Consider the following 12,384-nt stretch of genomic DNA (forward strand, 5'->3'; position numbering starts at 1 on the left):
CACGGACCCGCGGTCTGACTGGTCAGGCCGACAGACGAGCGCGGCCCTTGCTGCGGCGGGACGCGATGATCGCACGACCGGCACGGGTCCGCATGCGCAGCCGGAAACCGTGGGTCTTCGCGCGGCGGCGGTTGTTCGGCTGGAAGGTGCGCTTGCTCACTCGGGGGCTCCAGGAATTCTTGTGTCTCTGGGAGACGTGTGGGGCGCCGAATGGCTGTCACCGTGCGCCCACGAGTAGCTCGCAACGCCCGAGTGCACCGCTTCTATGATCACTAGGATCTTGCCCATCGGAGGCAGGCGGCAGCAGCCATCGACAACTCGACCTCGACACGGTACGCGGGCGCACGCCATAAGGTCAAACCAGGTCCGGCCGGGGGGTTCTGTGCACAGCCTGTGGACAACGACTTGAACCGCACGCGTCGCGCTGACTACCGTGGCTGAACTCCCATTTCTTCCCGACCGTCCCGAGAACCACACATGGGTGGGGCTGTCGGAGCCCGACCGAACCCGAACAACCCCGATCACCCCGAACAACCCCCACCCAGCGAGTGAGAGAGCGTGCCCTGTGGCTGACCTACCTGCCGATCTTGCCGCAGTGTGGCCACGCGTGCTGGAGCAGCTCCTCGCCGACGGCCAGGGCGTCGAGGCCAAGGACCAGCGGTGGCTCAAGGACTGCCAGCCCCTGGTGCTGGTGTCCGGCACCGCGCTGCTCGGCGTGCCGAACGAGTACGCCAAGGGTGTCCTGGAAGGGCGGCTCTCCCCCCTCATCACCGAAGCGCTCAGCCGCGAGTGCCAGCAGCCCATCCGCCTCGCGATCACCGTCACCGGCCCGGTCCCGGAGTCACCCGCCCCGGCGCCCCCCGCGGCTCCCGCGTCGCCCGAGCCTCCTCGGCACCACCAGCCCACACCGCGTCGTCAGCCGCTCCACTACGACGAGCGGCCCTACGACACCTCCCACGGCTCCCACGGCCCCCAGCACGAGGGCCGGCCCGAGCTGCCGAACGCGCGCCCCGCGTACCCGGACTACCCGCACGCGCCCCAGCAGCACCAGCCGGGTGCCTGGCCGCGCCCGCAGGACCCCGACGCGTGGCAGCCGCCGCGCGACCCGTACCCGTCGCAGCCCTCGTCGTACGAGCCCCCCTCCTACGACGGCCGGCACCGCGCGTCGCCCTACGACCAGCCGCCCGTGCCGCGCTACACCGGCCCCCGGGCCACCGGCCGGGGGGACTCCCCGCAGCTCCCCGCCCCCAGCGGCGCGCCCGGCCCGCTCGCCGCGCAGCCGGCGCCCGCGTCCGGTCCGGGCGAGCCGACCGCGCGGCTGAACCCGAAGTACCTCTTCGACACCTTCGTCATCGGGGCCTCCAACCGCTTCGCGCACGCCGCGGCGGTGGCCGTGGCCGAGGCGCCGGCGAAGGCGTACAACCCGCTGTTCATCTACGGCGAGTCCGGGCTGGGCAAGACGCACCTGCTGCACGCCATCGGGCACTACGCGCGCAGCCTCTACCCGGGCACGCGGGTGCGGTACGTCAGCTCGGAGGAGTTCACCAACGAGTTCATCAACTCCATCCGCGACGGCAAGGCGGACGCGTTCCGCAAGCGCTACCGCGACATGGACATCCTGCTGGTCGACGACATCCAGTTCCTGGCGAGCAAGGAGTCGACGCAGGAGGAGTTCTTCCACACCTTCAACACCCTCCACAACGCCAACAAGCAGATCGTGCTCTCCTCCGACCGGCCGCCCAAGCAGCTGGTCACCCTGGAGGACCGGCTGCGCAACCGGTTCGAGTGGGGGCTGATCACCGACGTCCAGCCGCCCGAGCTGGAGACGCGCATCGCGATCCTGCGGAAGAAGGCCGTCCAGGAGCAGCTGAACGCGCCGCCGGAGGTGCTGGAGTTCATCGCCTCCCGGATCTCGCGCAACATCCGCGAACTGGAGGGCGCGCTGATCCGGGTCACGGCCTTCGCCAGCCTCAACCGCCAGCCCGTCGACCTGGGCCTGACGGAGATCGTCCTGAAGGACCTCATCCCCGGCGGCGAGGACGCGGCGCCGGAGATCACCGCGGCGAACATCATGGCCGCGACCGCCGACTACTTCGGGCTGACGGTGGACGACCTGTGCGGCTCCTCGCGCAGCCGGGTCCTGGTCACCGCGCGGCAGATCGCCATGTACCTGTGCCGTGAGCTGACCGACCTGTCGCTGCCGAAGATCGGCGCCCAGTTCGGCGGCCGGGACCACACCACCGTGATGCACGCCGACCGCAAGATCCGCTCGATGATGGCCGAGCGGCGCTCCATCTACAACCAGGTCACCGAGCTGACCAACCGCATCAAGAACGCCTGACCGCCGGGCGTCGCCGTCCACGGCGCGCCCGTCCTCCGCGGCGCGTCGCCCTCCCCACCGCTCGGCCGAGCGGCCATCCCAGCCCCCGGGACGTCTCCCGGGGGCTTTTCTCCGTTTCCGGGAGGGCTTCCCGCTGTTCGATTCCGTGGGCCCCGAGAGGTGTGGTCCACAGATTCTCCGACTTTCTTCCGTCCACACGCTGGGGACCGGGCGGTTGTCCCGATAGCGTCCACAGGGACGATCATCGACGACCGGACGGGGCAGGTCAGCCGGGTGTGGATCTGTGTCCAAACGTTTTCCACAGGCTGTGGACGAAGCCTGTGGCCACAGCGGGCGGATCGGGTTGTCCACCGCCGACCCACAGGCTCGGCCGGGTTGTGCACAGCTTTCCCCAGCTTCTCCACAGGGCTGTCCACTGTTCGACAACACAACGCACCGTGTCACCGGTCCGTGTGAAAGGCATCACACCAAGAGGCGGGGTTGGGCTGTTGAGAAGGTGGGTAAAACTGTGGGCGGCCCTGGGGAGAAGCCACGGATCGCTGTGCATCGGCTGTGCAGAACTTCCGGATGTCCACAGCCGGCCCCTCTCCGTCCACCGGACCGCCCACAGGGGCGGTGGATAAAAATCCCGCTCTGACCTGCGTGGATCGAGTTATCCCCGATATCCACAGGCCCTACTACTACGACCACGGATATCAAGCGGGAACTTCGCTCGGAAACGGGCCCTGTGCACAACTCGGCCCGACCGCGCCTCGGGCCTCGCCCCACGACTTGACCCCGACCCGCCCCGGCTGTCAGCGGTGTGCGTCAGACTGGTCCCCGGCGACAAGCCGACGACGAACACCAGCAAGGCGAGCAGCCAGCAACAGCAGGAGGCGGCTGAAGTGAAGATCCGGGTGGAGCGTGACGTCCTCGCGGAGGCGGTGGCCTGGGCGGCCCGCAGCCTCCCGGCCCGGCCTCCGGTGCCGGTCCTCGCGGGACTGCTGCTGAAGGCGGAGGAGAGCTCGCTGAGCCTGTCCGGCTTCGACTACGAGGTCTCGGCACGGGTCTCGGTGGAGGCCGACGTGGAGGAGGAGGGGACGGTCCTCGTCTCCGGTCGCCTCCTGGCGGACATCTCCCGCGCCCTCCCCAACCGGCCCGTCGAGATTTCCACAGACGGTGTACGAGTGAGCGTCGTCTGCGGCTCCTCGCGGTTCACGCTCCACACCCTGCCTGTGGAGGAGTACCCGGCCCTTCCCCAGATGCCGAGCGCGACGGGCACGGTCCCCGGCGAGGTCTTCGCGTCCGCCGCCGCCCAGGTCGCCATCGCGGCCGGACGCGACGACACGCTGCCGGTGCTCACCGGCGTCCGGATCGAGATCGAGGGCGACACCGTCACCCTGGCGTCCACCGACCGCTACCGCTTCGCGGTCCGGGAGTTCCGGTGGAAGCCGGAGACGCCGGACGCCTCCGCGGTGGCGCTGGTGCCGGCCAAGACGCTGCTGGACACGGCGAAGTCGCTGAGCGGCGGGGACGACGTGACGCTGGCGCTGTCGGGCTCGGGCGCCGGCGAGGGCCTGATCGGTTTCGAGGGCAACGGACGGCGGACCACGACGCGGCTGCTGGAGGGCGACCTGCCGAAGTACCGCACGCTGTTCCCGACGGAGTTCAACTCGATCGCCGTGATCGAGACGGCCCCGTTCGTGGAGGCGGTCAAGCGCGTCTCGCTGGTCGCCGAGCGGAACACCCCGGTGCGGCTCTCCTTCGAGCAGGGCGTGCTGACGCTGGAGGCGGGGTCGAGCGACGACGCACAGGCCGTGGAGCGGGTGGACGCGCAGCTGGACGGCGACGACATCTCGATCGCCTTCAACCCCGGCTTCCTGCTGGAGGGCCTGAGCGCCATCGACGCGCCGGTCGCGCAGCTGTCCTTCACGACCTCGACCAAGCCCGCCCTGCTGAACGGCAAGCCCGCGGTGGACGCGGAGGCGGACGAGTCCTACAAGTACCTGATCATGCCGGTGCGGCTGTCGGGCTGAGCCCGCGGTCCCGGCCCGCCCCGGGCGGCCGGCGGGGCGAATCCCGTCCGGCCGCCCGGGGCGCCGGCCGGACACGGGGAGGGACGTTCCCGCGAGGTCGCCGCGCGGCGGCTCCGGGGGTGGCCGGGTGCGCATTCGAGCGGGGAGTGGCCGCAGGTGTGCGCCGACCCCTCGGGCGTAGGCTCGTACCCGGGTACGCAACGCTAGGACACCGTAGAAAGGCCCCTTGATGGAGCTCGGTCTCGTCGGTCTCGGCAAGATGGGCGGCAACATGCGCGAGCGCATCCGCCGTGCCGGCCACACCGTCGTCGGATACGACCGCAACCCGGATCTCGCCGATGTCGGCAGCCTCGAGGAGCTGGTGGGGGCGCTGAAGGCCCCCCGGGTGGTGTGGGTCATGGTCCCGGCCGGCGCCCCCACCCAGTCGACCATCGACGCGCTGGGCGAGCTGCTCTCCCCCGGCGACGTGGTCGTGGACGGCGGAAACTCCCGCTGGACCGATGACGAGAAGCACGCCGAACAGCTGGCGGCCAAGGGCATCGGCTTCGTCGACTGCGGGGTCTCCGGCGGTGTCTGGGGCCTGGAGAACGGCTACGCGCTGATGTACGGCGGTGACGCCGAGCACGTGGCGAAGGTGCAGCCGATCTTCGACGCGCTCAAGCCGGAGGGCGAGTTCGGCTCCGTGCACGCCGGGCGGGTGGGCGCGGGCCACTTCGCGAAGATGGTCCACAACGGCATCGAGTACGCGATGATGCAGGCCTTCGCCGAGGGCTGGGAGCTGCTGGAGGCGGCGGACGCGGTGACCGACGTCCGCGAGGTCTTCCGCTCCTGGCGGGAGGGCACGGTCATCCGTTCCTGGCTGCTCGACCTGGCCGTCCGCGCGCTGGACGACGACGAGCACCTGGCGGCGCTGCGCGGCTACGCGGCGGACTCCGGGGAGGGACGCTGGACGGTGGAGGCGGCGATCGACCACGCCGTTCCGCTGCCCGCGATCACCGCGGCGCTGTTCGCGCGGTTCTCGTCGCGTCAGGAGGACTCCCCGCAGATGAAGATGATCGCCGCACTGCGCAACCAGTTCGGCGGCCACGCGGTGACCGCCGCCGCCGGCGACGAGAAGGGCGCCGACTCGCCGGGCGCGGACGTCGTCCCGCCCGTCGGCGGCTGATCGACCTCGACGGATCCGATGCACGTCACGCATCTGTCGCTCGCCGACTTCCGGTCGTACGCCCGGGTCGAGGTCCCGCTCGATCCGGGCGTCACGGCTTTCGTCGGCCCGAACGGCCAGGGCAAGACGAACCTGGTCGAGGCCGTGGGCTACCTCGCGACCCTGGGCAGCCACCGGGTGGCCTCCGACGCGCCGCTGGTGCGGACGGGGGCCGACCGTGCCGTCATACGCGCGGCGGTCCGGCAGGGGGACCGGCAGCAACTGGTGGAGCTGGAGCTGAACCCGGGCAAGGCCAACCGCGCCCGGATCAACCGGTCCTCGCAGGTCAGGCCGCGGGACGTCCTGGGCATCGTGCGCACGGTGATGTTCGCGCCGGAGGACCTGGCGCTGGTGAAGGGCGATCCCGGGGAGCGGCGCCGTTTCCTGGACGAGCTGGTCACGGCGCGGTCGCCGCGGATGGCGGGGGTGCGGGCGGACTACGAGCGGGTGCTCAAGCAGCGGAACACCCTGTTGAAGACGGCGGCGATGGCCCGTCGGCACGGCGGCGGCTCCGGTGGCGGGGCGCTGTCCACCCTGGACGTGTGGGACCAGCATCTGGCCCGCGCCGGGGCGGAGTTGCTGGACCAGCGGATGGCGCTGGTGGCGGCGCTGGGCCCGCTGGCGGACAAGGCGTACGAGCGGTTGGCGCCGAGCGGGGGCCCGGTGGTGTTGGAGTACCGCACCCCCGTGGAGGGCGGCACGCGCGAGGAGTTGTACCAGGGGCTGCTGGCCGCGCTGGCCGACGCCCGCCGCCAGGAGATCGAGCGCGGGGTGACGCTGGTGGGCCCGCACCGCGACGATCTGGTGCTCAAGTTGGGGGAGTTGCCGGCCAAGGGGTACGCGAGCCACGGCGAGTCGTGGTCGTACGCGCTGGCGCTCCGGCTGGCCTCCTACGACCTGTTGCGGAGCGAGGGCAACGAGCCGGTGCTGGTGCTCGACGACGTCTTCGCCGAGTTGGACGCCCGGCGGCGGGACCGGCTGGCGGAGCTGGTGGCGCCCGGTGAGCAGGTGCTGGTGACGGCGGCGGTCGAGGACGACGTGCCGAAGGCGCTGGCGGGGGTGCGGTACGCGGTCGGCGGTGGGGAGGTGACTCGTCTGTGACGGAGCACGAGGGACCGGACGGGGGAGCCGGCGGGGCGGCCGACCGGTCCGCCGAGGTGAGGATTCCGGGGCCGGCCGCGGAGCCGTCGGGTGTGGACCTGGCGAGGGTGGCGTTGCGGGCGGCCCGGGAGCAGGCGCGGGCGCGCGGCACCGCGGCGCGGCAGAAGCGGGAGGCCCGCGTGGGGGGCCTGCGGTCGGGGGCGCGGCGGGACGGCCGTGATCCGCTGCCGCTGGGCGCGGCGATCGAGCGGTTGAAGACCGAGCGCGGCTGGGAGATGCCGATGGCGGTCGGTGGCGTGATGGGCCGCTGGCCGGAGCTCGTGGGGCCGGACCTGGCGCGGCACTGCGTCCCGCAGTCGTACGACGAGCAGGAGCGGGTGCTGTCGGTGCGCTGCGACTCGACGGCGTGGGCGACGCAGGTGCGGCTGCTGGCGCCGCAGCTCGTGGCGCGGCTGAACGCCGATCTCGGGCAGGGGACGGTCAAGTTGATCAAGGTGCGGGGGCCGGAGGCCCCGGACACCCGGCACGGTCCGCTGCGCGCGCCCGGCAGCAGGGGCCCCGGGGACACCTACGGCTGAGGGGCCGTGCCACCCGTTCCGGGCGGGCGGTCCGGGGGTGGGTGCGGAGGCGGCGCCGGCCCGGGAGCAAACCGGACGGAATTGCTCATTCCGTGAGGGCGCTCACAGTGATGGACCATTGACATCCGGAAGCGCTGTGGGCCGTTGTGAGCGTCTTGGGGGGCCGGTCCGCATATAGGGAGTCGGCTCATGCCGGTTCAGGGCGGCACATGAGGAGCCAGGTACCTGCAAACCCCCATCGTTGTCAGTCGTACCGGTAGACTGGAAGTACACCCGCCTCATTGCGGAACAAGTCGAACGACGCAGCCGCTCCTGCTCGCCCGGACGGGGCCCAATCCCTCCGAACGCAGGGGAAGGCTTGTGCTGTGCCAGAAAGGGCGCTTCGTGGCCGATTCCGGCAACTCCAACGAAACCTTCCCTGCTACCGGCGGGGAGTCCCCTGTCCCGTCCTCGACCCCGCCCGTCTCCGACGCCGGTGGTGGCGAGTCGTCGTACGACGCCAGTGCGATCACGGTCCTGGAGGGCCTGGACGCGGTCCGCAAGCGACCGGGCATGTACATCGGCTCCACCGGCGAGCGTGGTCTTCATCACCTCGTCTACGAGGTCGTCGACAACTCCGTCGACGAGGCGCTGGCCGGTTACGCGGACAACATCGAGGTGACGCTGCTCGCCGACGGCGGTGTCCGGGTCGTCGACAACGGCCGCGGCATCCCGGTGGGCATCGTGCCCTCGGAGGGCAAGCCGGCGGTCGAGGTCGTGCTGACGGTGCTGCACGCGGGAGGCAAGTTCGGAGGCGGCGGCTACGCGGTCTCCGGCGGTCTGCACGGCGTGGGCGTCTCGGTGGTCAACGCGCTGTCGACCCGGGTCTCGGTCGAGATCAAGCGGGACGGCTACCACTGGACGCAGGAGTACAAGATGGGCGCGCCGGTCGCCCCCCTCCAGCGGGGCGAGCCCACCGAGGAGACCGGGACGTCGGTCACCTTCTGGGCCGACGGCGACATCTTCGAGACGACCGACTACTCCTTCGAGACGCTCTCGCGCCGCTTCCAGGAGATGGCGTTCCTCAACCGCGGTCTGACGATCTCCCTGACCGACGAGCGGGAGGCCGCCAAGAAGACGGCGGGCGCGGACACCACGGACGAGGCCGAGGACGACAAGCCGCGCTCCGTCCGCTACCACTACGAGGGCGGCATCTCGGACTTCGTGCGCCACCTCAACTCCCGCAAGGGCGAACCGGTCCACCCCTCTGTGATCGACATCACGGCGGAGGACAAGGAGCGCAAGATCTCGGTGGAGATCGCGATGCAGTGGAACACCCAGTACTCCGAGGGTGTCTACAGCTTCGCCAACACCATCCACACCCACGAGGGCGGCACCCACGAGGAGGGCTTCCGCGCGGCGTTGACCGGTCTGGTCAACCGGTACGCCCGGGAGAAGAAGCTGCTGCGGGAGAAGGACGACAACCTCACCGGCGAGGACATCCGCGAGGGCCTGACGGCGATCATCTCGGTGAAGCTGGGCGAGCCGCAGTTCGAGGGCCAGACCAAGACGAAGCTGGGCAACACCGAGGCCAAGACCTTCGTCCAGAAGATCGTCCACGAGCACCTGAGCGACTGGCTGGACCGCAATCCCAACGAGGCCGCCGACATCGTCCGCAAGGGCATCCAGGCGGCCACCGCGCGCGTGGCGGCCCGCAAGGCGCGGGACCTGACGCGGCGCAAGGGCCTGCTGGAGACGGCGTCGCTGCCCGGCAAGCTGAGCGACTGCCAGTCCAACGACCCCGCCAAGTGCGAGATCTTCATCGTCGAGGGCGACTCCGCGGGCGGCAGCGCCAAGTCCGGCCGCAACCCGCAGTACCAGGCGATCCTGCCCATCCGGGGCAAGATCCTGAACGTGGAGAAGGCGCGGATCGACAAGGTCCTGCAGAACCAGGAGGTCCAGGCGCTGATCTCGGCCTTCGGCACCGGGATCCACGAGGACTTCGACATCGCCAAGCTCCGCTACCACAAGATCATCCTGATGGCGGACGCCGACGTCGACGGCCAGCACATCAACACCCTGCTGTTGACGCTGCTGTTCCGCTTCATGCGCCCGCTGGTCGAGGCCGGCCACGTCTACCTGTCCCAGCCTCCGCTGTACAAGATCAAGTGGTCGCGCGACGAGTTCGAGTACGCCTACTCCGACCGCGAGCGCGACAGCCTGATCCGGCTCGGCCGCGAGCAGGGCAAGCGCATCAAGGACGACTCGGTACAGCGCTTCAAGGGTCTGGGCGAGATGAACGCCGAGGAACTGCGCGTCACCACCATGGACCCGGCCCACCGGGTGCTGCGACAGGTGACGCTGGACGACGCGGCCGCCGCCGACGACCTGTTCTCGATCCTGATGGGCGAGGACGTGGAGGCACGGCGTTCGTTCATCCAGCGCAACGCCAAGGACGTCCGCTTCCTCGACATCTGATCAGAGTCGGCCGAACGCCGCAGAACGAAAGGGATCGACCACCCATGGCCGACGAGACTTCCCCGACCTCCTTCGACGGGGACGCCCCGGCTCCCCTCTCCGCCCCCGCCGGCACCCCGGTCAACGAGGACGCCGGGCTCCGCGTGGAGCCCGTCAGCCTCGAGACCGAGATGCAGCGCTCGTACCTCGACTACGCGATGAGCGTGATCGTCTCGCGCGCGCTGCCGGACGTCCGCGACGGCCTCAAGCCGGTGCACCGCCGCGTGCTGTACGCGATGTACGACGGCGGCTACCGGCCGGAGAAGGGCTTCTACAAGTGCGCCCGCGTCGTCGGCGACGTGATGGGCACCTACCACCCGCACGGCGACACCTCCATCTACGACGCCCTGGTCCGCCTGGCCCAGCCGTGGTCGATGCGGATGCCGCTGGTGGACTCCAACGGCAACTTCGGCTCGCCGGGCAACGACCCGGCCGCGGCCATGCGGTACACCGAGTGCAAGATGGCGCCGCTGGCCATGGAGATGCTCCGGGACATCGACGAGGAGACCGTCGACTTCCAGGACAACTACGACGGCCGCAACCAGGAGCCGACCGTCCTGCCGTCGCGCATCCCCAACCTGCTGATCAACGGTTCGGCGGGCATCGCGGTCGGCATGGCCACCAACATCCCCCCGCACAACCTGCGCGAGGTCGCCGCCGGCGCCCAGTGGTACCTGGAGCACCCGGACGCCACCAGCGAGGAACTGCTGGAGGCGCTGCTGGAGCGCATCAAGGGCCCCGACTTCCCCACCGGCGCGCTGGTGGTGGGCCACAAGGGCATCGAGGAGGCGTACCGCACCGGCCGCGGCTCGATCACGATGCGCGCGGTGGTCGAGGTGGAGGAGATCCACGGTCGCCAGTGCCTGGTCGTCACCGAACTGCCGTACCAGGTCAACCCGGACAACCTGGCGCTGAAGATCGCCGAGTTGGTCAAGGACGGGAAGATCGCCGGCATCGCGGACGTCCGCGACGAGACGTCCTCCCGCACCGGTCAGCGACTGGTGATCGTCCTCAAGCGGGACGCGGTCGCCAAGGTCGTGCTGAACAACCTCTACAAGCACACCGACCTGCAGACCAACTTCGGCGCCAACATGCTGGCCCTGGTCGACGGGGTGCCGCGCACGCTGTCGCTGGACGCCTTCATCCGCAACTGGGTCAACCACCAGATCGACGTCATCGTCCGCCGCACCCGCTACCGGCTGCGCAAGGCCGAGGAGCGCGCCCACATCCTGCGCGGTCTGCTCAAGGCGCTGGACGCGATCGACGAGGTCATCGCCCTGATCCGGCGCAGCCACACCGTGGAGGTGGCGCGTTCGGGCCTGATGGGCCTGCTGGCCATCGACGAGATCCAGGCGAACGCGATCCTGGAGATGCAGCTCCGGCGCCTGGCGGCCCTGGAGCGGCAGAAGATCACCGCCGAGCACGACGAACTCCAGGCGAAGATCGACGAGTACAACGCGATCCTGGCCTCGCCCGAGCGGCAGCGACGGATCATCAGCGAGGAACTGGCCGCGATCGTCGAGAAGTTCGGCGACGACCGGCGCAGCAAGCTGGTGCCCTTCGAGGGCGACATGTCCATCGAGGACCTGATCGCCGAGGAGGACATCGTCGTCACCATCACGCGCGGCGGCTACGTCAAGCGGACGAAGACCGACGACTACCGTTCGCAGAAGCGCGGCGGCAAGGGCGTGCGGGGCACGAAGCTGAAGGAAGACGACATCGTCGACCACTTCTTCGTCACCACCACCCACCACTGGCTGCTGTTCTTCACCAACAAGGGCCGGGTGTACCGGGCCAAGGCGTACGAACTGCCGGACGCCGGGCGGGACGCGCGCGGTCAGCACGTCGCCAACCTGCTGGCGTTCCAGCCGGACGAGACGATCGCCCAGGTCCTGGCGATCCGCGACTACGAGGCCGCGCCGTACCTGGTGTTGGGCACCAAGTCGGGTCTGGTGAAGAAGACTCCACTGAAGGACTACGATTCGCCGCGCTCCGGAGGCGTCATCGCCATCAACCTCCGGGAGTTGGAGGGCGGCGGCGAGGACGAGCTGATCGGCGCGGAGCTGGTCTCGCCGGAGGACGACCTGCTGCTGATCAGCAAGAAGGCGCAGTCCATCCGGTTCACCGCCACCGACGAGGCGCTGCGCCCGATGGGACGTGCCACCTCGGGCGTGAAGGGCATGAGTTTCCGCGAAGGGGACGAGCTGCTCTCGATGAATGTCGTGCGGCCCGGTACGTTCGTGTTCACCGCCACCGACGGCGGGTACGCGAAGCGCACGGCCGTGGACGAGTACCGCGTGCAGGGCCGTGGCGGTCTGGGCATCAAGGCTGCCAAGATCGTCGAGGATCGCGGCTCGCTGGTGGGAGCTCTGGTGGTCGAGGAGACGGACGAGATCCTCGCCATCACCCTCGGGGGCGGCGTGATCCGCACGCGGGTCGACGAGGTCAGGGAGACGGGCCGTGACACGATGGGCGTCCAACTGATCAACCTCGGCAAGCGCGACGCGGTGGTCGGCATCGCACGCAACGCCGAGGCCGGCCGCGAGGCCGAGGAGGTCGACGCCGAGGAGGGCACCGCGGAGGCCGCGGAAGCGTCTTCCTCGGAGACGGCGGCCGAGACGGCTCCGGACAACGAGGAGTAGGCAGATC

General features: G+C 70.2%; 8 protein-coding genes. 7 read left to right on the top strand and 1 reads right to left on the bottom strand.

Translation table 11 applies throughout. The annotated features are described in order from the left end of the window. Positions 1-22 precede the first annotated feature (22 nt). The gene (gene rpmH, locus ABD335_RS29920) at positions 23-160 is read right to left on the bottom strand and encodes a 50S ribosomal protein L34 (protein ID WP_031511218.1); all 138 of its coding nucleotides are present in this window, start codon (positions 158-160) and stop codon (positions 23-25) included. A 405-nt stretch (positions 161-565) separates the two neighbouring features. Between rpmH and dnaA the strand changes: the two genes are divergently transcribed. The 7 genes from dnaA (at position 566) to gyrA (ending at position 12,377) form a co-directional block, all read left to right on the top strand. Further along, on the top strand, positions 566-2,341 hold the full coding sequence (dnaA, locus tag ABD335_RS29925) for a chromosomal replication initiator protein DnaA (protein WP_344329144.1): 1,776 nt from the start codon (positions 566-568) through the stop codon (positions 2,339-2,341). An 884-nt stretch (positions 2,342-3,225) separates the two neighbouring features. Then, entirely contained in the window at positions 3,226-4,356 is a 1,131-nt protein-coding gene (gene dnaN / locus ABD335_RS29930; RefSeq protein ID WP_344329395.1) for a DNA polymerase III subunit beta, read from the top strand. A 229-nt stretch (positions 4,357-4,585) separates the two neighbouring features. Further along, on the top strand, positions 4,586-5,521 hold the full coding sequence (gene gnd, locus ABD335_RS29935; RefSeq protein ID WP_344329397.1) for a phosphogluconate dehydrogenase (NAD(+)-dependent, decarboxylating): 936 nt from the start codon (positions 4,586-4,588) through the stop codon (positions 5,519-5,521). Positions 5,522-5,539: 18 nt separating this feature from the next. Continuing rightward, a complete protein-coding gene (recF, locus tag ABD335_RS29940; protein ID WP_344329146.1) occupies positions 5,540-6,661 on the top strand; it encodes a DNA replication/repair protein RecF in 1,122 nt (373 codons plus the stop codon). A gap of 56 nt (positions 6,662-6,717) precedes the next feature. Continuing rightward, on the top strand, positions 6,718-7,239 hold the full coding sequence (locus ABD335_RS29945; protein WP_344329398.1) for a DciA family protein: 522 nt from the start codon (positions 6,718-6,720) through the stop codon (positions 7,237-7,239). Between the two features lie 360 nt (positions 7,240-7,599). Beyond that, positions 7,600-9,696 carry a DNA topoisomerase (ATP-hydrolyzing) subunit B gene (gyrB, locus tag ABD335_RS29950; RefSeq protein ID WP_344329149.1) on the top strand — a complete coding sequence of 699 codons (2,097 nt, stop codon included), beginning with the start codon at positions 7,600-7,602 and terminating at the stop codon, positions 9,694-9,696. Between the two features lie 44 nt (positions 9,697-9,740). After that, positions 9,741-12,377 (top strand): DNA gyrase subunit A, encoded by a 2,637-nt coding sequence (gene gyrA / locus ABD335_RS29955; protein ID WP_344329151.1) that lies wholly within the window; start codon positions 9,741-9,743, stop codon positions 12,375-12,377. Positions 12,378-12,384: the final 7 nt, after the last annotated feature.

It is taken from the genome of Streptomyces macrosporus (genome assembly GCF_039533145.1).
Lineage (GTDB): Bacteria > Actinomycetota > Actinomycetes > Streptomycetales > Streptomycetaceae > Streptomyces > Streptomyces macrosporus.

Coding starts and splice junctions, on each gene's coding strand:
- gnd (WP_344329397.1), top strand. CDS start 4,586: ATGGAGCTCGGTCTCGTCGGTCTCGGCAAGATGGGCGGCAACATGCGC.
- recF (WP_344329146.1), top strand. CDS start 5,540: ATGCACGTCACGCATCTGTCGCTCGCCGACTTCCGGTCGTACGCCCGG.
- gyrA (WP_344329151.1), top strand. CDS start 9,741: ATGGCCGACGAGACTTCCCCGACCTCCTTCGACGGGGACGCCCCGGCT.